The following is a 20,968-nucleotide window of genomic DNA, read 5'->3' as shown; positions in this document are numbered from 1 at the left end:
CTTCACGCTTGTTCGAAGCGATGCCTTGTCACCGTAAGAAGTTGCCTCAAACAACAAAAGAGCGTGCCAAATAGCAACAATACGCCGCCACGTTTGATATAATCTGCGACGCAAGGTTCGTGAAACCGATGGAGGAGACGTCTCATGACTGCGCCGCACCCGCCGAGAACCCATATCGGCAATCATGCCCTGCATCCCGAAACACAGATGCTGAATTACGGCTATGATCCCGAGCTCTCCGAAGGTGCCGTCAAGCCGCCGGTCTTTCTGACTTCGACCTTCGTCTTCAAGTCCGCGGAAGACGGCCGCGATTTCTTCGACTACGTTTCAGGCCGCAAGGAGCCGCCGGCGGGAAGGGGGGCGGGGCTCGTCTATTCGCGCTTCAACCATCCGAACAGCGAGATCGTCGAGGACCGTCTGGCGGTCTACGAGCGCACGGAAAGCTGCGTCCTGTTCTCGTCGGGCATGTCGGCTATCGCGACCACGCTTCTTGCATTCGTCCACCCGGGGGATGCGATACTGCATTCGCAGCCACTTTATGGCGGTACGGAAACTTTGCTCGCCAAGACCTTCGCCAATCTCGGCGTTTCCGCCGTTGGCTTCGCGGATGGTGTCAACGAAGCATCGGTGCAGGCTGCGGCAGAGGAAGCCATGGCCAAGGGCCGTGTCTCTGTCATCCTGATAGAAACGCCGGCCAATCCGACCAACAGCCTCGTCAATGTCGCGATGATCCGCAGGGTTGCCGACGCAATCGGCGAGAAGCAAGGCCATACGCCGATCATCGCCTGCGACAACACACTTCTCGGGCCGGTCTTCCAGCGGCCGATCGAACACGGGGCAGACATCTCGCTCTACTCACTGACGAAATATGTCGGTGGGCACTCGGACCTGATCGCCGGCGCCGCGCTCGGCCGCAAGGCGGTCATGAAGCAGGTGAAGGCGCTGAGAGGCGCGATCGGCACGCAGCTCGATCCGCATTCCTGTTGGATGCTCGGGCGCTCGCTGGAAACGCTGCAGATCCGCATGGAGCGCGCAAACAGCAACGCAGAGGCCGTGGCCAATTTCTTGCGGGAGCATCCCAAGGTCGAAGGGATCCACTACCTGTCTTACAGCGACCCGAAATCTGCGCTCGGCCAGACATTCGCCACCCAGTGCACCGGCGCCGGCTCGACGTTCTCCTTCGACATCAAGGGCGGCCAGCCGGCCTCGTTCAAGTTCCTCAATGCGCTGAAGATCTTCAAGCTCGCTGTCAGCCTCGGCGGAACGGAGTCCCTGGCCTCCCACCCGGCGACGATGACCCATTCGGGTGTGCCGGTGGACGTGCGCCAACGCATCGGCGTGCTTGAATCGACGATCCGGCTTTCGATCGGCATCGAACATCCCGACGACCTGATTGCCGATCTGGCGCTGGCGCTTGACGAAGCTTGAAGAACAGGGCGGCCTAAGGCGCCGCCTCCGCCACTTGGCGCGTTCTAGTATTGCCGGAGCAAAAAAGGGGGCGTCACGAAGCGCGACTATAGTGCTTCTGGCCAGGCAGGCCTGTGAGCTGGAATAGCTCATCCGACCTCTGTGGCTGTGTCCATCGAGACATTACTATTTGCCGCCAATATTTCCCGATCGTTGCGCACCTGCCTGCAGATCCGCCTCATCGGCAAGAATGGCGGCGGCCTCGTTCAGCTGGACGTCCTTTGCGTTCTTGCGGGCTTTTTCAATGGCAATATCAGCACTCAGGCTGCGCTCGTTTGCCTGCAGGCCATCGTCTTCGCCCGTGTCCACACCATCGTTTATCTGCTCGCGCGACTTCAAACGCTTTGCCTGAGCGGTCATTTCATTGCGGCGTTCGGTTTCATTGAGCGAGATGACCTTTTTCTCACGCTGCGCCTTCAGTTCGCCGATGTCTTCCACAAAGCGTTGGAAATCCGGATCGTTCTTTATCCGAGTATCGTGGCGGCTTTGCAGCTGCGGCAGCAATGTCTTTATATCACCGTCAGGCGCATAGTTCGCCGGCTTGACCTGCGTCCACGGCAGAGCATTATCATAGCTCGCCTCACCAAAACTCTTAGGGTCGGAAAGAGCCGGCAAGCTGATGTCGGGCGTCACGCCGCGCAGCTGCGTCGTCCCGCCATTGACACGGAAAAACTGGGCAACCGTCAATTTCAGCTCGCCAAATTTCGGCTTGATGTTGTGAGCCACCTGGTCAAGATTGACCACGGTCTGCACGGTGCCTTTCCCAAAACTGGGTTCTCCGACAATCACGCCTCGACCATAGTCCTGTATCGCTGCGGCAAAAATCTCGGACGCCGACGCCGAGCCGCGATTGATCAAAACGCCAAGCGGACCAGTCCAGGCAGGCACGGGAAGATCATCGCTCTCCACGTCCACCTTACCGCCTGCATCGCGTTGCTGAACCACCGGGCCTTTGCCGACAAACAGACCTGTCAAATCAATCGCTTCGGACAAGGAACCGCCGCCGTTGTTGCGCAAGTCAACCAGAACGCCGTCGACATTGTCTTGCTTCAGTTCAACGAGAAGCTTGGCGACATCGCGGCTTGCGCTTCTATAGTCCTTGTCGCCTTTTCGTCGTGCTTCGAAGTCTTCATAAAACGCCGGCAGAGTGATCACTCCGATTTTACGAGTGGCGTCGCCATCCTTTACCGAGAGGATGGTCTTCTGGGCGGCCTGCTTTTCGAGGCTGATCTTATCGCGCACGAGGCTGATGAGGCGATGTTTGCCATCCGGTCCGGCATCCGCCGGCAAAATGTCGAGGCGCACGACAGAATCTTTTGCACCCCGGATCATTTGTACGATTTCATCAAGGCGCGTCCCCACAACTTCCTTTATCGCGCCGTTCTCGCCTTGACCAACACCGGTAATGCGGTCACCGACCGCAAGCTTGCCGGACAATTGCGCCGGGCCGCCGGGCACGAGCTCACGGATCGTCGTGTAGTCGTCTCTTTCCTGCAATACCGCGCCGATACCAACCAGCGACAGCTTCATGGAAATATCGAACTCAGCCGAAGCGGTTGCGCCGAAATAGTCGGTATGCGGGTCAACCGACGTTGTATAGGCGTCCATGAATGACTGGAACACGTCGTCGCTCTTGTACTTGTAGGCGCGCTCGAGGGAGTTTTCGTAGCGTTTGTCAAGCGTATCGCGAATAGCCGCGTCGGCTTTGCCTGCCAGTTTCAAGCGCAGCCAGTCGCTCTTGACGCGCTTGCGCCAGAGTTCATCGCTTTCCGCTTCAGATTGCGGCCAAGGCTCCTTGTCGCGCAGCAAGGAATAGTCTTCCTGTACGCTGAAATCGAAACCCTGCTTGAGCAAGCTGCGCGCGTAGTTCATGCGGTCGACAACGCGCTGCTCATATACATTGAAAATGGAAAATGGGATCTGCAAGTCTTCCTGGTTGATGGCGTCATCAATCTTGGCGCTGTCGGCCATGAACTTGTCGATATCCGCCTGCAGGAAGAGGACACGGTCCGGATCGAGAGACTTGATGAACCGGTTCATGATCTTGGCCGACAAGGCATCGTCAAGCGGAACCGGCTTATAGTGGAAACGCGTGAGAAATTGCGCGCTCAAATGAGCTGCTTGCGCCTGCTGCTCTAGCGGCGCCAAAACTGGCGGCGAACCGGTTTCAAGAGCATATGCCGACGGGGCAATTGCCAGGAACATGCAGAGGAAACCATATTGTATACGCATTAAGCTTTGATCCGATTGTCGACGTTGAGTCTTTAATGTGTGATGTTCGTGGAACAATTATGGTTCTTTGGCAACTAGACTGATCCTCTCCGTCTGCAAAGATTCCGGAATGTCTCCGCGCGCGACGTGGATTTGAGGATCGAATTGGTTGCAGAGGTCATCGATAAGACTTTTCAACCTTGGCTTTGAGATGGTGATCATGCGCCGATCTGGTTCGAAATTATCGAGGAATGAAAACCGCAAACGCGATCGCCGGAGCGACGGGGACGCCACCTGACGAGCGCCTCGTCAGATCTCCATTACTTCTTCGAAGGCCTCCGGAAAGTTTTCCCGCGCCAGCTTTTCGTTGATCACGAGCATCGCATCATAAGAGATCGGATCGAAATCCTTGTCGGCCGCCACCACTTCACGTGCAAAGAGCAGGTTCAATCGGGCAGCGTCCAAATTGCCACGCGCGAAAGGCTCGGCCCCAAAATAGTGCCAGAGCGCATGCAGGAATGCTGCATCGACGCGGTGTTCCGAAGAGCCTGGTCGGGCGCGACGGGGTAGGGTCTTGATCGGGGTAACGCCCTTGGAGTTCGCGCGGCGAATGGTGAATTGAATGCCCGTTCCCGGCATGCCGGATGGAAAGCCGCGGTACTTCGTCATCTCTGGAGGCTTGGCCATCGCTCATATTCCTTCATCGCTATAGAACGCGTCGGTGTCTTGTCCGATGCCCGGGCAAGCCGATGGAGAGGGCTGCAGGGCCGCTCTCCATTGCAATCGCCATCTCCCCCGTCAATCCCGTAGTCACGTTGTTGCTTGTCACCGAAAGGAAGTCTAGTTCTTGTTCCCACAAAAGTCTCGACCGCTCGCTTCCCCGATCCTGTTGATTTTGGCTAGGAACTGACCCGGCGCTGGAGTGAACCCCTCCGGCTGGACCATCGGAGCCTTCCAAACCAAGTTGCCGCCACTTTTTGTATTCTATGAAGCTTATATGCTTCAATTCTGAAATCCGCGGGCGTCATACGCACCGAAGCCGGCTCTCAGTTTAAACAGTAACCGGCCGGCACTGTTCTCAAATTAGGTGCGAGATCAAACGTCTGAAATCATTGGCGTGCAATTCTCACGGTCAACCGTAAAGCGACAGCTGGGTGTCGGCCCAAGCGTAGCGAGTTTTCGCTTGGGCCGATGCTCAGGGCATCGATGAGGTCAATGCGGTGTGCCTGGATCGATGGGTAGGAGCGCTTGACGCCCTTTGTTGCATGACCTGGGAACCCGTGATGAGCCAACTTGGCGAAGGCAATGAGCCCTGGTGCCGGCGCGTTACGCAGCCGGCGCCAGCTGCTGATCGGCCTGAAAACGCGCCCACGCGATCCCATCGTCGAGCGATGTCGCCCGGTAGGATAGATCGGTGCCGCCGGAAAATGCAGCCATGAATCGGCGGATCTTGCCATAGCTGTTGTCCAGCACCGCGTGCGGCCGTCCGAGCAGCAGAGAGCAGATATGGACATGAAGCCGGTCGGTGACGATCGCGCGACCACGGGAGATCTGTCGGATGCCGCGGCTCAGCCGGTTATGCGCCGCCGCGTCCAGCTTGCGCAGCCGCAATTCGGCCGGCTTAAGTGCCAGCAGAGCCGTCGCCGCGCCGAGGGCCTTGGAGACGCGCACGCGCCTGGCGGATTCGGTGGTCCAGTCCTCTTTCGGAATATCGGGATAAGCGGAGAGGTCGGCATCTCCCACTTTCTCGAGATCGGATCTCAGCATGGCAAGCACGGGAAATTCCGATTCCGCCGGCTGGATTGGTCCGATGCTGAAGGCCATGTCCGGGCAAAGGCGCACCTCGCAATCGAAATGCTTCAGGGCAAACTCCTGGGATTCCACGTCGCGCACCAGCAATACGAAGTGCTTATGGCGCCCGATGACGCGGGCGCTCTCTTCCAGACGCGCCTGAGACTTGTAATGGATGGATTGCGGGAACTGAATCACCTGGCGATCGGGAAACCGCTCCAGCACCCGTTCGCGGAAGTCCTGATGTGCGTCCCAGATGTCGCCGAAGTTACCGCCACCATGAATGAAGATCGGGCCGGTTGGCATGGTGCGCTCGAGCTGCTCGGGCGAGAAGTCATCGATCCGCGACACATAGGCCGGCCGCTTACGGTGTCTGTTCTGGAGATAGGCCATTTCGCCCAACCAGATGGCAGAGTCGCCGCAGTTGCGGATGTCCGGAAAGTCGAGGATCGCCAAGGGCTCGTCATCGCTGATGTAGTCCTTCAGGCAATCGTGGATCGTGTTTTCCAGTTTCGTGATCAGGGTTCGATTTGATTGCAATGTCATTTCCCCATTCCCCCATTCAGACGACAAGGCGGTCCGGCCGACATCGGCCGCACATTCTTCAGGCAAGGCGTAGTTTCGGCAGCACTTTGCCGAGGATGGTTTGAACCTCCGTTTCGGGACCGGCCGGTCGTCTCATCAACGTCCACAGCAGTAAGGTCGAACCGCAATAGAGCAGGCCGCCAAGCAGGATCAGTATTCCGAGGTGCGTCACGAGCACGACCTTGTCATCCGTAGGCGCCAGATGGCTCGAGGCAAGCGAGACACCGGCGGCCATCACCGCGACGCTTACGAGCGCCCGAAGGTTCACCGACAATTGCTTCAATACGGTAATGCCGGTGAAGCGCCGGACGAGCATCATGTTGACAACGGTGCTGAACAGGCCGCTGAACACGCGGCCCAGGATGACCCCCGGAAGGCCGTAAAGCATCAGACCGGCGATCATGATCGGCACCCGCAGGCAGAACATCTGGGTATCGCGAACGAAGAGCACCCGCGTCTCGCCCTTCGCCATGCCGAGCGGCTGCACCAGCGAGCCGAGCGTCTGCAGCGCAAAGACCGAGGCAAGTGACTGGATGATGAAGATGACCGGCGTCCACCTGTCGCCCAGCGCGAGCCTGACCAGCGGTTCGGCGGTCACCGCAACGCCGATGCCGGCCGGAAGCGCAATGGCGGCGACCAGCGCCTGCACACGCTGATAGGCGGCGGCGAGCCTGGCCGGATCGTTGTGAATGCCTGCAAAGGCCGGATATATTGTTTGCGTGAGGGGCGCGGTCGCTTCCCGCGTCGGCATCATGGCGAGGTTGCTCCCCACCGAATAAAAGCCGAGCTGGACCCCGCCGAGCATCTTGCCGACCAGCAAATAATCGAAGCGCCAGTTGAGTGTACTGACGATCTGGCCGGCGGTGAGCCAGGCGGAGAAGGAGAAGAACTCCTGCATATGCTGAAAGGTGATCCTGGGCCGGAACGGCAGCACGAGATAGGAGACGATGACATTCGTTGCCTGGCTTATGAGTGTCCCGACGACCAGCGCCCAATAGCTTTGATAGATGACTGCTATCGCTACGGAGGCGACGAAGCCGGCGAACTTCTGCGAAACGGCCAGCACGAATTCCTGCCAGAAGATCAGATCGCGCTGGAGCATGATACGGCGCGGATTGGTGAGGCCACCCATCAGCATGCTGACGCCAAGTGCCAGCATGACGCCTGTCAGCCTAGGCTCGTCGAACAGGACGGCGGTAGGATAGGCAAAGATCGCGAACAGGATACAGATCGCCAGCCCACGTGCGGCATTGAGGGTCCAGGCAGCGCTGAAATGGGATTCTTCCGGCGCCGCATGACGAATGAGCGCTTCAGAAAGCGAGAGCTCGGTAACGGTCGTGACGATCAAAAGTATCGTCATGCCCAGAGCGACCACGCCGAAATCGGAGGGTGCGAGATACCGTGCCAGTACGAACGTGCTGAGGGTCGCAAGCCCGTTCACGATCGTCCGAGACAGGCTTAACCACATGCTTCCCTTGACGAGCCGTCCGGTAATGTTGGCCATACGATATTAAAGTTCCCACTGCGCTGTGATGCGATCACACCGTTTACCCGCACAAATATTCCTTGCCGTACCATCCCCTTAAGGGCTGGAACAGCGGGCAGAATTACACGGCCACTGTGAAAGGGGGGAGGACCCCGGCGTCTCAGCGGGAACTAGTTCGGAGAATCCGTATGTCAATATTTCCGGTTCATTTTCGCATCATTTTTAATTCATCTTCGCATCATCTTCGGATCACCTGTCCATGTCGCCTGGCGGGACAGCGCCCGCAGCGTATTGCCGCCCATGCATTCGTCGACGAGGTGGCGCAGAGTCTCGGCATCCTCGTCTGTGCCGACGAAATCAGCTCGTCGAGATAGCCCCGCACGCGCTGCGGAAGCCGCGCGGACAGCCCCCGGTCGGTGCTCCCGACGCCTGGGATTACCGGCCAGCCAGCCGTGCGCCTTGGCTGCCAAGGCGCACTTAGTCGACTGTTATTGCGCCAACATATCGGCGAGCGCATGCCGCATAGATGTGCTCGAGATACCGAAAAGACCGCCATAGGGGAGATCAAGATCCAGGATGACAAACATGACGCTCGCGACCGAAACGATGGCGACAGCGACAATCGAGCCTGCGAGCAGATTTTTGGGGGCTTGAAGACCGAAGCTTAGAAATACGAGCATAAGCCAGAAGATCAGGACTCCCAGAAACGGCGCGGAAAGCGAGCCATGCGCGTCTTCTATGACGGTCCATCGCCCCGTCATGAGATTGTTGAAGACCTGATGGCAACGTGTCATGAGCGCCTGATGGAACGGATCGGCGGGCTGCTGGCGGGCAATGCCGAGCCCTATGGTGTTCAGAATTGTCCCGAGAGCCGGCGCTTCGCCGATCAACGGCAATTTTGATATGTCAGGGTAGGCCACCTCCGGTGGATTTGGTTCTCCGGGCCATGTGCTGGCAATGACGGCGGCTGTGTAGCTGTGCAGAAGTTGTCTTTCGTTGTCCAATGCGGAGCCGTAGTTTCTCAGACAAAGGTCCATTTCCGCGAGCCCGGCGGCGTAGTGGTTGCGATCATGGGAGGCCGCTGTGTATGCATTGAGTTCCGACGCCAACAGCAAGCTCATCACGAGCGCGGCAAAGGTCACAAGCAAAGCTGTTACAACTCGAAGAAAGTCTATTGTCTCGCTGCCGCGGTGCGGAGCAGGCAATCTGGTGCGCAATACCGAGCCGGCTGTGGCGCTAATCATGAGGAGAATAAATAAAGCCAGCGTCCAGACTGCTTCGCGTCGCATCGAATACTGCTCCAGCTGTGTCTGGCCGTCGACTATGACATGTATTTCGGCGGAGCGGGAGTACAAAAGCTTTGTGATCTTTTCGCTTCGTCGCGTGGCGCTGTTGTAGTAGCCGGCGGCCTGTCGCACCGATCGGCTCTACGCTGCAACGCGCGCAGCCTTGGAGACCCGACGATAGGGTTTCAGAGGAAATTTATCCGGAAAGCGACCTCGCGGTGCTCGTATCTCATCGTTGTCGAAACAACGGCGCCCTCAATAGGAGGCAATCACGTTCGTCCCGAAATCCGGCTCGACGCCGAGTATCGGCGCCGCGCGGCTGATGATGTCGTGAACCATCGGCGCGGCCGTTTCGGCGGCGAGGTTCAGGTTGTGTAACCCCGTCAACGGTTGGTCGATGAAGGCCAGGACCACATATTTCGGGTTTGCCATGGGAAAGGCGGCTAGGAAGGAATTGAAGCTGAGCTTATGCGAATAGACGCCGTGGATCACCTTGTTTGCGGTGCCGGTCTTTCCACCGACATGATAGCCGGGGACGTCAGCAGACCTACCGGTGCCCTGCTCGCCGTTCAGCTTGAACAGATATCTGATGGTGTCGCTGGTGCTCTTCTTGACGATCATCGTTTCGGTCTTTTCCGCCTCTTCCTGCGTGCGCGGAAGGAAGGTAGGCTCGATCAGCTTGCCGCCGTCAATGAGGGCTGCGCCGGCGACGGCGGTCTGCATCGGCGTGGTGGCGACGCCATGACCGAACGCTATGGTTATAGAGTTGAGCTTCTTCCAAACTCTTGGCTGACTCGGCGCTTTCACCTCGGGCAGTTCCGTCTGCATCTTTGACAACAGTCCGAAGCGGGTCAGATAGGCCTTCTGGTCGCTCATGCCCACCTTGTCCATCATCTTGGCCGTGCCGATGTTCGAGGAATAGCGGAAGATTTCCGGGATCGAAAGAACACGCCGTGGCACGTCGCGGTCATCATGGATGGTGAAGCCGCCGTAATGCAGGGGAGCGCTGGCGTCGAAGGTGTCCGTTAGCTTGACCGTACCCGTGTCGAGGGCCAACGCGATCGAGAAGGTCTTAAACACCGAGCCCATCTCGTCGGTGCCGTTCGACATTCGGTTCAGCCAACCCTTGTCGCCGTCGGCCTGCGGATCGTTCGGATCGAAATCGGGGGCCGAGGCCATGGCCAGCACTTCGCCGGTGTGGATGTCGAGAATGACGGCGCCGGCCGCCTGACTCTGGTAGCGGCCGATCGCATCCGACACCACGTCGTGGACGATGTTCTGAACGCGCAGGTCCACCGAAAGTCGCACAGGCTGCAGCGAGTCTTGGCTCGTCAAGCCGGTGGAATCGAGATCCGAGAGGCCCTGCGTGTCGAGATATTTCTCCATTCCGGCCACGCCATGATTGTCGATATCGACATAGCCGAGGATGTGGGCCGCGGTGCGGCCGCCTGGATAGAAACGTTTGATTTCCGGTCGAAAACCGATTGCCGGAATGCCGAGTGCCAGAATTTCGCTCTGCTGCTTCGGCGTCAATTGGCGCCGTAGCCAAGCGAAGTGCGAGCGGTGGTCGGCAAGCTTTTTATAGAGGGATTTGCGGTCGATATCGGGAAAGACCTCGGCTATTTTCTCCACCGCCTCGTCCGGATCGACAACACGGTTCGGCTCGGCAAACATCGACACGGTGCGGATGTCAGTCGCGAGCAGCTCGCCGTTTCGATCGACGATATCGGGACGTGCGGCTGTCACATGTTCCGCCGGGATCGATGACGTGTCGTCCCTTGGCCCCATGCCGAAATTGATAAGTCTGGCGAAGATCACGACGTAGATCATGATCAGCCCGCCGCTGAGCATCACGATGCGGGCTTTCGCAAGCTTGGCATGACCTTTGGTTTGCACGGAAGGGCGCCCGCGCGATTCGGGGCCGAAGGTGAGCCTGACGAGGCGGCCGCTGTTTGCGCTTAAAGCATGGATGATCGACATTACCGATTTATTCGCGAGAGCTGGAAAAGCGGATGCGCCTTTCGATCAGAAATTTATAACGTTAAGATGGTTAACAAGAATCTAATCTTGATTGTCCGCGCTTTGGACCACTGGAAAGCCGTGACCGCCATGCTTGGTGGCAGCCGGAATCTCGGCAGCCGTCGAGACTGCTGCCCGATCTACCACTTCAAACGCAAGCCGACATTGCCTTCGAACACACGTTGATGCTCGCCGCTGACGTCGAACTTGTAATCGGCCGTCGCGAAGGCGCTCCACGATGTGTTGAAGGCATAGACCACGCCACCCCCAAGCTCCACAGATGTTCCTTTGATGGTGGTATTCATCGGATCCGCGCCGAAGCGCACGGTGTCCGTCGTGTCGAAGTTGTGCCAGATATTGGTCTTCAGATAGGGTTGAAGCAGACCGCTGGAGGTTTGAAAGCTGCCCTGCAGGCGTGCGCCTATCCGCCCGGTCCAGCTTGTATCCGTGCCGAACGAAACGGTTGAATAAGCGTCATGCTTGTCGTCGAGCGAGATGTCCTGCCAGATCAGCTGCGCCTGTGGCTCGAGAGACCAGTCGCTGGCGAGTGCAATCGGATAACCACCTTCCAAGGAAGCGGTGACGCCGCTTCCTCCAATGTCGATTCCGGTGCCGCCGATCGAATTAGCGTCGCCGTCGAACCAGGTGCCCATCAACACACCATCGAGATACCAGCCGGAGGGGCCGATATGCGTCCAATAGGCGCCAAAGCTGTTTGCATCGAGGTTGAATTTGCCGGTCTTTACATTGTTCCAACCAACCGCCTGACCGGTGACATCGGCCCTGAGATTGGCGTAGCCGTAGAACAAGCCGGCGATGTCACGGTTGCCATTGTCGCTCTCATGGCTGAGGATATCCAGGCCGGTTTGCAGGCCCCAGAGCGATCCGTCGATCGACGGTGATACGGAACCTGCCCAGCCCTGATCGACATGTTCGCCAAAAGCACGCCCCCAGGCCGTCGAGACATTGTCGCTCGGCGTCAGCACGCTCTGGTCGCCGCGGCGCTCGTGAAACGTTCCCAATGTGGTCAGTGTTGCGACCTGTGCCGCCGGCGGAACGGCCGTGTAGGTTGCCACCTCCGGCCGGATGAGCGGGATGACCGCAACCTCGATGCCGCCGATGTTGACGATCTCGGGGGAGATCGGCGTCGCGCCCGGATTTGGCGGCGTTGGCGTCGGATCATCGGGCGTCGCCAGCGGCGGCTGGATAACCGATGTTCCCCCTCCAGGGGGTGTGACCAGAATGGGCACCTCCGGATCGGGGTTGGCTGCTGTCGGGACTGGGGCAACATAGGCAGAGCGCAGATACCAGCTGTCGCTTGTGCCGGCACTGATGCCTCCCTTGAAGAGGTAATAGTCGTAGGCGCCGGCAGCGACTCGCCCGTTTAGATAGAAGGCGCTGCTGCTGGCTGTTGCGCCGTTTGTTGCCTGGACGACATTGATGCCGTCGAGCATCGTTGCCCCGCCACCGCCGCCAAAATTATTGACCGTAATCGCCGTAGTACCCGATGCCGCTCCGCCATTGATCACCAGTTTATCGGAAGCTGACGCATCGTCGCCCAGCACGGTATTGAGGAGGAGCGTGCCGCCGGAGCCGACATAGTTTCCGACGACGGTAAGGCTGTTCGTTGCCTGAGAGCCGCCATTGGTCAGGTCGATCACGCCCGAGTTGGTGACCGTCACGGCAGGACCGCCCGGATAGGGAGTGATCGAGGGGTTGTAGCCGCCACCGGCAAGCAGGCTGGCACCGGACGAGACCGTCACATTTCCTGTCAGGTTACGCTGCAGCTGAAACGTGCCGTTCTGGATGAAGCTATCGTGGAAGTCCCCGGTTCCGGCCCAAGTCCAATCGGTGCCGGTCATATAAAGCGTCTGGAAATTGGTGAATGCGTTGTCGATCACGCCCTGTCCTTGAAGCGTGACCGTGTTGCTGCCGCCGCCGCCATTGGCGGTTCCAATCATCCTGGAGCCGGTTTGAAGGGTCAGGGCAATATTGCCGTTGCCGCCACTGATGGCAAAGCCGTTGCCGCCACTCAGCAGACCCGCATTGGTGATGGCGGTCTGTCCGTTGAGCGTGCGAATGGCGGGACCCTGGTCGCTGATGATCTGGCCACCGGCAAGATTGATGATCGTCGCTGTGAACGTCGAGCCGAGCGTGTTGGAGAATACGCCGTCCGACGGGAGCCCGCCTGAGGCTGCACCGCCGCTCGCATGGATCGTGCCGCTGTTCACCAGACGACCGTTGCCGCCCTGAATATAGACCGTCGGCGCGCTGTTTCCCGTCGTGGTCAGAGTACCCGTGTTGGTGACCGTGCCGTTTGCGCCGAGAATCGACACCGCACGCGCATTGCTGCCGCTGGTTGCGACCGAACCGTTGTTGATGATGGTGTTGTTCGGGGAGCCGCCGCCACTTTGGCCCCAGCTCGCCGTCATGCCATAGGCAGAAGGTCCTGTCGTCGTGATCGAACCGTTGTTGACGAGCGTGTTGCCGCTGCCGTCCGCAGCCATGCCGTCATTGAATTGGCCGGTGTTGCTGATCGAGCCATTGTTGGTGATCGCGTTGTTGCTGCCGGTGCCTACCATAGCCGCGCCGCGATTGAGACCGCTGCTGCCGGACCCGGTGAGGGAAATGTTGCCGCTATTGACGATGGTGCTGGAATCGACCACACGAGCGCCGGCATTGGCGGTCGGCGTGCGAACGATAGTCACGATCGCTCCGCCCAGAATGTCGATCGTAACATTGGAGCTTCCAGCGGCGCCATAGACCCCCGTAGTGACCGGATTGGGCGAGGTCGTGTCGCAGGTAGCCGTTTGGCCACTCGTCGGGGCGAAGCTGCTGCACGCCGCCCATGCCATTTCTGGCGAAATAATACTCGCTCCCAATAGGAGTGTAGCCTTGAGACAAGTGTAGGCAAATCTCGGAACTGAATTGGTCATACGGTGCACGCCCCCCATACTCAAATGCACTTTCGGCCGACGTTTTGGCCTCCCCCATCGAACTAAAAGCATGGCCGAAGATTCGTGGCAACTAAAAAAGCCACGTCTAATTTTATGAGTAAAATGCACTTCTTTGGGATGTGAGTGGATCGGGATCGGCAACCGGCCCGTGCTATCGGACCTGCTCGGCTACGTCCTTTTATGCAATGCGGGGCTGTGACGATCCGCTTCAATCAGGTGGCAGGTGGGTATTGAACCTCAGCGTAGCGTTGTGAGCAGTCCCAAATCTTTGGCGCGATTCTCGAGCATCTCCCCGCAACAGATACCATTGGCCGGTGTCGCACCCGCTCAATCATCGAGGGGCTTAAGCTGTCCGAAAGTGATTTCATTTCGAGATTTAAAATGGCATTCAAGGACCGCCCTGCCGCGATCAACACGGTTGTATGATCATGAATTGTACGCTCAAATACGTTGTCATCCTTTTGTCCGCTCAATTCATCTTTCCGCCGGCAGGTGCTGGACCATTGAAGGATCCGACCCGGCAAAGCCTTGATTCTTGCCTGCAGGATCCGAAAAATGATTCGACCGGTGACCAGACTGCGTGTGAAACGAAAGCGCTTGCATCGTACGATAAACGGATGAACGTGGCCTATTCGAAGCTCCTGAACGAACTTCCAACGCAGGCCGGGCAAGACCTGAGAGCCGCTCAGCGCAGTTGGATAGCCTATCGGGATATGGAGGCGCGGGCTCGTGGAAGTCTGTTTGCCACCACGCAAGGGAGTATGTACGCCCCTATGCAGGCTGATGCCGAAACTGATCTGACCCGGGACAGGGCGTTGCTCCTCGAGAGTTATCTTCGCGTCTTGGATATTGATGGACGCTGATGAGGCACCCCAAGCCAAACCATTGAATTTTCATCCCTGCACCAATGCCCCTTGCAATGGGTTGCATTGATAAACGGCCGCAATTTAAGGCAGACACAAATCTGTCCGCGCAGGAACTGACTGACGGACCACCAAGAACTGAGCCAGCTCGAGATCACTTTGCAATGGGCTGCGGGGCGTCGCTCGATTTGGAAGGCGTGCTCGACATGCCCGTGCGGACATCGAGCCGCGCCAGGCGCACGTCCAGGATAGAGGGATCAACGTGCTCGCGCACGTGCTGCAAGACCTCGGACAGCGACAGCATCATCTTTCGTACGAAGGATTGGGTTTGTTCGCGGTTGCCTGACAGGATCAGCTTAAGAAGAGAAACGTGGTCGGCGATCATCGAATGCATGGACGACGACTGCGCGACATGGACGTGGAATATCCACCCTGTACGGCGGTAGAGCGTCTGCAGCGGAATAAGTGTGTTGGCGAGCAGAGGCTCGCCGGATGCTTTCAGAATGGCGCCGTTCAGCAAGCGGTCCGTTTCGTTGAACCGGGCGAGATTGAGCTCACTCTCCGATGCTTCAAGATCAGTGATGAAGCGCCGCAATACCATCTGGTCGTGCGGTGTGGCGCGCTCACTGGCCAGCCCACAGGCGAGGCTTTCGATCTCCGTCCGCAGCGGAAGCAGCGTTCTCTCCTGCGCAAGATTGACCGGGGCAATCAATAGGCCTGAACGAGGACTGACATGGACCAGTTGATTGCTTGCAAGGCGTTTGACCGCGTCATGTACCGGCGTTCTGCCAAGCCCTGACTTCTCCTGTAGCTGCTGGATCGTATAGCGTGCTCCGGGCGCGAGTTCGGAGGATATCAGCATGCTTTCGAGCCGATCGTAAGCTTCATCCGACAGGCTGCGAGACGGCCTCTCCGAGATTTTTCGCACCATCCTGTGCCGTCCTCATAGTGCTGGTCGCGCTTCGTCGTTGCACGACTGATATTGACTCGCACGATATAACAGGATTATTCAGCAATGTGAAATTTCAGATTATAGTGTTGATATTTTATGGGAGGAGAACATGAATATGAGTCACTTGACGGTCGCTCACGCGATGCGGCGGCCATCCACAAATCGCCGCTGGTGGATCGGCGGACTTCTGGCGCTCGGCGTTCTGGTCAACTACTTCGACCGCGTAAACCTCACGGTCGCGTCCCCGCTTATCCAGGACGAATTCAAAATCGGCCCGGCCGAGATGGGGATTCTGTTCAGTGCCTTCGGGTGGACCTACGGCTTCCTGCAAATCCCTGTCGGTGTGCTGCTTGACCGTTTCGGCGTGACGAAGGTCATGCGCTGGAGCACGTTCTCCTGGGGTATCGCCTCGGTTATCACGGCCTTTTCCACGGGCATGTCCACGCTTTTTCTCTCGCGCATGTTGCTCGGCGTTGCCGAAACTCCCGGCTTCCCGGCAAATTCGAAGGCGACCGGTTACTGGTTCCCGAGGCACGAGCGCGGGCTTGCGACTGCGTTGTTCGACGCGGCCGCGAAATTCTCCAACGTGATCGCTATCCCGCTGGTCGCTTTTCTGATGCTCCATTTCGGCTGGCGCGGCGGCTTCGTCGCCACGGCGATCATCAGCTTCGTCTTCTTCGGCCTGTTCTGGATGTTCTACCGGGATCCGAGTGCCGACCGGCATCTGTCGGACGAGGAGCGCAGCTATATCAAGGGCGGCGGTGCGTCCCAGGAAGGCGAAGCTTCGGCAAACGCGGTCGGGCTTCTCGGCTACCTCCTGCGCAACCGCAAGGTCTGGGGCCTGTCCATCGGATTCGCCGCCTATGGCTATGCCTTCGCGCTCTTCATCTTCTGGCTGCCGGACTATCTGGTGAAGGAGATGCATATGGACATCCTGAAGTCCGCAACCTTCACGACTATTCCGTGGATATTCGCCACCATCTCCGATCTTCTGATCGGCGGTTGGCTGATCGACCATCTGATCCGCAAGGGGCATGACGAGTCCAAGGTGCGCAAGACGATCATCGTGCTTGGCATGTTGATGGGTCTTGCAGTCGTCGGTGCGGGCCTGACATCGCATCCCTATTGGGCGATCTTCTGGATTACGGTCTCGTTGAGCGGGCTCGCCGCTGCTGCGCCGGCCGGCTGGTCCATCCCGTCGCTGATTGCGCCGAAGGGTGGTGCGGCGACGATCGGCGGCATCATGAACTTCTTGAACAGCGTGACCGGCATCGCCGCGCCGATCATCACCGGCTTCATTGTCGGCGCCACGCAATCCTTCAGCCGCGCCTTCATCCTGGCTGGCGTGATGCTGGCAATCGGCATCCTCTCTTACGTCTTCATCCTCGGCCGTATCGAGCCGATCCCGGAACCGACGGCTTGAGCCATTTCCAAGACACGAAAGGACATTCCATGAAAATCACCAATGCGAAGGTGATCGTCTGCTCGCCCGGACGCAATTTCGTCACCCTCAAGATCGAGACCGACGAGGGTATCTATGGCATCGGGGATGCGACGGTGAACGGCCGCGAGCTTTCCGTTGCCTCCTATCTGCAGGATCACCTCGTACCCTGCCTGATTGGCCGGGATGCGTCGCAGATCGAGGATATCTGGCAGTATTTCTATAAAGGCGCCTACTGGCGCCGCGGCCCGATCACGATGGCGGCGATCGCTGCCGTCGACGTGGCCCTGTGGGACATCAAGGCAAAGGCGGCAAATATGCCGCTCTATCAGCTGCTCGGCGGCGCCAGCCGGACGCATATGTTGACCTACACTCATGCCAATGGCGAGACGATCGAGGAAACCGCCGACAAGGTAGCGGAGTTCCAGGCGCAAGGTTGGAAAGCGATCCGCGTGCAGGCCGCCGTTCCGGGCCTCCCCGTCACCTATGGCGTCGAAAAGGTCGGCTCGCTTGCCCAGGCCGAGGACAGGCCGCGCGAGACGCTTTGGGATACGCCGACCTATCTCCGCTTCCTGCCGAAACTTCTCGATCATCTGCGTGATCGCTTCGGCTATGAACTGCACCTGCTTCACGATGTCCATCACAGGCTGACGCCGCAGGAGGCAGCGGCACTCGCCAAGGAAGTGGAGCGCCACAAGCTGTTCTGGCTGGAGGATGCCGTTCCCGCCGAAAACCAGGAATCCTACCGGCTGATCCGGCATCATTCGACGACGCCGCTGGCGCTTGGCGAGGTGTTCAACTCCATTCACGACTGCCGGCAACTGATCCAGGAACAGCTGATCGACTACATCCGCACGACGCCGCTGCATGCCGGCGGGATCACCCACGTACGGCGCATCGCCGATCTCGCCGGCCTTTACCATATCCGCACCGCCTGCCATGGCGCGGCCGACATGTCGCCGATCACCATGGGTGCGGCTCTTCATTTCGACCGCTGGGTACCCAACTTCGGGATCCAAGAATATGCCTTGCATCCTGCCGAGGCGAAGGATGTTTTTCCGCACGAGTGGCATCTGAAGGATGGCTATCTCTATAGCGGCGAAAAGCCTGGTCACGGCGTGGATATCGATGAGAAGGCGGCTGAGAAATATCCTTACCGCCGTGCCTATCTGGATGTTGCCCGTCTATCCGACGGCACGATGTGGAGCTGGTAGGATGATTGCAGACCGACGGGGCGGTGCCCCGCCGGTCTGCCTCATCCAGACTGAATAGCTAAAATCTTTCCAAGGGGTCATCGAGCTTGATTTCAGTTGTTTCGCTCGCCATGCACGGGAGAGCGTCATGGCTGTTTTTCCGCCAGATCGGCAGGATCAGGCCCAGCTCTGCCAAACATGCCCCTAATCACCGCTTCCGAGACGGCATGCAACGCTGCACCGACCAAGCCGCCGAGAAAGACCTCGGTGCCGCGATAAAGGCCGACCATGAAGAGAGGCATACCCGGATCTGCCGTCAGGAACACGATTGGCCCTGTCCACATGCAGACCCTAACCGCGGGATAGCGGCGGGCGACGATGGCGCAGAGCCCGACGGCAAGGGCGATCTGTACTGCCACATCGGCGCCGAGCGGAGCGGTGAGGCTGCCAACGGCCACGGCGACGACGATGCCAATCACCGTGCCGATCAGCCGCCAGGCCATGGCGCTGCGCGTTTCGGTTAGCTTCTCCTGCGAGACGATGATCCCCGACATCGCCGCCCATACCGGATGCGGCAGGCCGATAACGGACGCCAGCATGTAGGAGAATGTCGCTGCAGCGGAGCAGCGCAGTACGAAGGCTATATGCCTGGCGAGTTCCAGTCCGGTCACGCGCCGCTCTCCTGTCAGAGCCTGAGATTGGTTTTGGCGAGTTCCACGACCTCGTCGCCCCGACCGTTGATGATCGCTTTCAGCATGTAAAGGCTGAAGCCCTTAGCCTGTTCGAGCTTGATCTTCGGCGGCATGACCAGTTCCTGCTTTGCCGTGACGACATCCACGAGCACCGGGCCGCGATGCGCCAACGCCTCGCGCAGCGCGCCCTCGAGATTGCTGGAGTCCTCAACCCGGTACGCCTTGACGCCCATCGCCTCGGCCATGGCGGCAAAGTTCGGGTTCTTCAGGTCTGTCCCGGTATCGAGGAAGCCGCCGGCCTTCATTTCCATGGCGACGAAGCCCAGCGAGCCGTTGTTGAAGACGACTATCTTCACCGGCAGCTCGAGCTGGGAAAGGGTGATGAAGTCGCCCATCATCATCGTGAAGCCGCCATCGCCGGAGAGCGACACGACCTGCCGGTCGGGCGCAGCTGCCTGAGCACCGATGGCCTGCAGCATGGCATTGGCCATCGAGCCGTGGTTGAACGAGCCGAGCAGGCGGCGCTTGCCGTTCATCTTCAGATAGCGGGCCGCCCATACGGTCGGTGTGCCGACATCGGCGGTGAAGATCGCGTCCTCCGACGCGATTTTGCTTATCAGCCGCGCCAGATACTGAGGGTGAATGGGATTGCCCTTCGCCGACGGGACGGCCAGATCGTCGAGTCCCTTTCGCGCCTCGGCATAATGCTTGCGGGCGGCATCGAGGAAGGCATGGTTCGGTCGATCCTTAAGGTGCGGCAGCAGTGCTGCGATTGTCTCGGACACGTCGCCGACAATGCCTTGGGTTAGTTGAGCCCGTTTGCCAAGTGCGCCTGGGTTACGGTCGATCTGAACGATCCTGGCATCCTTGGGATAGAAGGGACGATAGGGGAAATCAGTTCCCAGCATCAAGAGCGTGTCGCAGTTCAACATGGCATGATAGCCCGACGAAAAGCCGATCAGTCCGGTCATGCCGACGTCATAGGGATTGTCCCATTCGACATGTTCCTTGCCGCGCAGGGCATGAACGACCGGCGCGCCGAGCTTTTCGGCCAGCGCCACCACCGCGTCATGGGCACCGGCGCAGCCGCTGCCAGCCAGGATCGTGATGGCGTCTGACCCGTTGAGCAGCGCCGAGAGCCGACTGATCTCTGCGTCCGAAGGGAGAATGCGTGGCGGCTCCAGTTGCGCCCAGCCTGTTTTCGCGCCCGCGGGTGCATCGGCGAGCGCCACGTCACCGGGAATGACGAGCACGGCCACGCCATTGCGACCGATGGCCGTGTTGAGCGCCCTGTGCAGGATCTCCGGCATCTGGGCGGGATTGGATACCAGCTCGCAGAAATCGCTGCATTCGCGGAACAGCTCCTGCGGATGGGTTTCCTGGAAATAGCCCAGACCGATTTCGGAGGACGGGATATGCGCGGCGATCGCCAGGACGGGCACATGGTTGCGCTGGCAGTCGTAGAGCCCATTGATCAGATGCAGGTTCCCCGGTCCGCAACTCCCAGCGCAGACAGCAAGCTTGCCGGTAATGGCAGCTTCCGCGCCGGCCGCGAAAGCGGCGGTCTCCTCATGGCGCACATGCATCCAATCGATCCGGCCGAGACGCCGCAGGCTGTCATTGAGGCCGTTCAGGCTGTCGCCCGTCACTCCCCATATGCGCTCGACGCCGGCTTCCGCCAAGGTTTCAGCCAACAGATCGGCAAGGGTCTGCGTCATGGAGTTGCTCCTTCGGTCGTGAGGCGGGGCGCAGATGGCTTTGTGCGCGCTATCTCGCCGGGTGGATCTCCATTTGAGAATAGCGCGGATCCGCGTTGGAGAAACGGGGCGAGGCGGCATTTTTCTTCGGGGCTTCAGCGCCCGAGTTGGTCATGATGGCGCAGCCGCCCAAGAAGCTTGTCCTCATCGAGGAGGTAGATGTGAGATAATCGCCTGCTGCGGCTAAGCAGTGTTTGGAGCGATGCCACTTCACAGACAGTGATCCGTCGCTGCCACGATCCTGGCCTGGCGGTCGGCATCGAACAGA

At 59.1% G+C, this 20,968-nt stretch carries 14 protein-coding genes; 4 read left to right on the top strand and 10 right to left on the bottom strand.

Going from position 1 to position 20,968, the window contains the following annotated elements; translation table 11 throughout:
* Nucleotides 1-144: 144 nt before the first annotated feature.
* A complete protein-coding gene (locus JTP94_RS01805; RefSeq protein WP_204848845.1) occupies nucleotides 145-1,428 on the top strand; it encodes a cystathionine gamma-synthase family protein in 1,284 nt (427 codons plus the stop codon).
* A gap of 165 nt (nucleotides 1,429-1,593) precedes the next feature.
* Here the strand turns inward: JTP94_RS01805 and JTP94_RS01800 are convergent, their stop codons facing one another.
* From JTP94_RS01800 to JTP94_RS01770, 7 genes are all read right to left on the bottom strand, one after another.
* Nucleotides 1,594-3,699 carry a carboxy terminal-processing peptidase gene (locus JTP94_RS01800; protein WP_204848844.1) on the bottom strand — a complete coding sequence of 702 codons (2,106 nt, stop codon included), beginning with the start codon at nucleotides 3,697-3,699 and terminating at the stop codon, nucleotides 1,594-1,596.
* Nucleotides 3,700-3,987: 288 nt separating this feature from the next.
* Complete coding sequence (locus JTP94_RS01795; protein WP_204848843.1) at nucleotides 3,988-4,365, bottom strand: hypothetical protein; 378 nt, start codon at nucleotides 4,363-4,365, stop codon at nucleotides 3,988-3,990.
* A gap of 639 nt (nucleotides 4,366-5,004) precedes the next feature.
* Complete coding sequence (locus JTP94_RS01790; RefSeq protein WP_204848842.1) at nucleotides 5,005-6,015, bottom strand: polysaccharide pyruvyl transferase family protein; 1,011 nt, start codon at nucleotides 6,013-6,015, stop codon at nucleotides 5,005-5,007.
* 58 nt (nucleotides 6,016-6,073) lie between these two features.
* Nucleotides 6,074-7,558 (bottom strand): lipopolysaccharide biosynthesis protein, encoded by a 1,485-nt coding sequence (locus tag JTP94_RS01785; protein ID WP_204848841.1) that lies wholly within the window; start codon nucleotides 7,556-7,558, stop codon nucleotides 6,074-6,076.
* A 470-nt stretch (nucleotides 7,559-8,028) separates the two neighbouring features.
* A complete protein-coding gene (locus JTP94_RS01780; protein ID WP_312038132.1) occupies nucleotides 8,029-8,958 on the bottom strand; it encodes a hypothetical protein in 930 nt (309 codons plus the stop codon).
* Between the two features lie 123 nt (nucleotides 8,959-9,081).
* A complete protein-coding gene (locus tag JTP94_RS01775; protein WP_204848840.1) occupies nucleotides 9,082-10,806 on the bottom strand; it encodes a penicillin-binding protein 2 in 1,725 nt (574 codons plus the stop codon).
* Between the two features lie 179 nt (nucleotides 10,807-10,985).
* Nucleotides 10,986-13,553, bottom strand: coding sequence for an autotransporter outer membrane beta-barrel domain-containing protein (locus JTP94_RS01770; RefSeq protein WP_204848839.1), 2,568 nt, complete (start codon nucleotides 13,551-13,553; stop codon nucleotides 10,986-10,988).
* 677 nt (nucleotides 13,554-14,230) lie between these two features.
* On the opposite strand from JTP94_RS01770, the gene JTP94_RS01765 reads away from it, so the two are divergent.
* A complete protein-coding gene (locus JTP94_RS01765; RefSeq protein ID WP_246754613.1) occupies nucleotides 14,231-14,665 on the top strand; it encodes a lysozyme inhibitor LprI family protein in 435 nt (144 codons plus the stop codon).
* Nucleotides 14,666-14,819: 154 nt separating this feature from the next.
* Here the strand turns inward: JTP94_RS01765 and JTP94_RS01760 are convergent, their stop codons facing one another.
* The gene (locus JTP94_RS01760) at nucleotides 14,820-15,596 is read right to left on the bottom strand and encodes a GntR family transcriptional regulator (RefSeq protein WP_281434773.1); all 777 of its coding nucleotides are present in this window, start codon (nucleotides 15,594-15,596) and stop codon (nucleotides 14,820-14,822) included.
* 136 nt (nucleotides 15,597-15,732) lie between these two features.
* Here JTP94_RS01760 and JTP94_RS01755 point away from each other — a divergent pair, with 136 nt between their 5' ends.
* Together JTP94_RS01755 and manD are read left to right on the top strand one after the other, a co-directional pair.
* Entirely contained in the window at nucleotides 15,733-17,040 is a 1,308-nt protein-coding gene (locus JTP94_RS01755; RefSeq protein WP_204848836.1) for an MFS transporter, read from the top strand.
* Between the two features lie 29 nt (nucleotides 17,041-17,069).
* Nucleotides 17,070-18,272, top strand: a complete 1,203-nt coding sequence (gene manD, locus JTP94_RS01750) for a D-mannonate dehydratase ManD (RefSeq protein ID WP_204848835.1) — start codon at nucleotides 17,070-17,072, stop codon at nucleotides 18,270-18,272.
* A 125-nt stretch (nucleotides 18,273-18,397) separates the two neighbouring features.
* On the opposite strand, the gene JTP94_RS01745 is transcribed toward manD, so the two are convergent.
* On the bottom strand, nucleotides 18,398-18,922 hold the full coding sequence (locus JTP94_RS01745) for an FUSC family protein (RefSeq protein ID WP_312038131.1): 525 nt from the start codon (nucleotides 18,920-18,922) through the stop codon (nucleotides 18,398-18,400).
* A 14-nt stretch (nucleotides 18,923-18,936) separates the two neighbouring features.
* On the bottom strand, nucleotides 18,937-20,661 hold the full coding sequence (poxB, locus tag JTP94_RS01740) for a ubiquinone-dependent pyruvate dehydrogenase (RefSeq protein ID WP_204848834.1): 1,725 nt from the start codon (nucleotides 20,659-20,661) through the stop codon (nucleotides 18,937-18,939).
* Between the last annotated feature and the right edge of the window lie 307 nt (nucleotides 20,662-20,968).

Origin of the sequence: Martinezella lusitana (assembly GCF_016901135.1) — a bacterium.
Classification (GTDB): Bacteria; Pseudomonadota; Alphaproteobacteria; order Rhizobiales; family Rhizobiaceae; genus Rhizobium; species Rhizobium lusitanum_D.
Note: the sequence above shows the minus strand (reverse complement) of the source record. Positions and strands in the feature narration are given on the sequence as shown.

What these genes read in the sequence shown, in the direction of transcription:
- JTP94_RS01790 (WP_204848842.1), bottom strand. Translation starts at nt 6,015, where the DNA reads ATGACATTGCAATCAAATCGAACCCTGATCACGAAACTGGAAAACACG.
- JTP94_RS01775 (WP_204848840.1), bottom strand. Translation starts at nt 10,806, where the DNA reads ATGTCGATCATCCATGCTTTAAGCGCAAACAGCGGCCGCCTCGTCAGG.
- poxB (WP_204848834.1), bottom strand. Translation starts at nt 20,661, where the DNA reads ATGACGCAGACCCTTGCCGATCTGTTGGCTGAAACCTTGGCGGAAGCC.
- JTP94_RS01765 (WP_246754613.1), top strand. Translation starts at nt 14,231, where the DNA reads ATGAATTGTACGCTCAAATACGTTGTCATCCTTTTGTCCGCTCAATTC.
- JTP94_RS01800 (WP_204848844.1), bottom strand. Translation starts at nt 3,699, where the DNA reads ATGCGTATACAATATGGTTTCCTCTGCATGTTCCTGGCAATTGCCCCG.
- JTP94_RS01760 (WP_281434773.1), bottom strand. Translation starts at nt 15,596, where the DNA reads ATGGTGCGAAAAATCTCGGAGAGGCCGTCTCGCAGCCTGTCGGATGAA.
- JTP94_RS01755 (WP_204848836.1), top strand. Translation starts at nt 15,733, where the DNA reads ATGAGTCACTTGACGGTCGCTCACGCGATGCGGCGGCCATCCACAAAT.
- JTP94_RS01805 (WP_204848845.1), top strand. Translation starts at nt 145, where the DNA reads ATGACTGCGCCGCACCCGCCGAGAACCCATATCGGCAATCATGCCCTG.
- JTP94_RS01795 (WP_204848843.1), bottom strand. Translation starts at nt 4,365, where the DNA reads ATGGCCAAGCCTCCAGAGATGACGAAGTACCGCGGCTTTCCATCCGGC.
- manD (WP_204848835.1), top strand. Translation starts at nt 17,070, where the DNA reads ATGAAAATCACCAATGCGAAGGTGATCGTCTGCTCGCCCGGACGCAAT.
- JTP94_RS01785 (WP_204848841.1), bottom strand. Translation starts at nt 7,558, where the DNA reads ATGGCCAACATTACCGGACGGCTCGTCAAGGGAAGCATGTGGTTAAGC.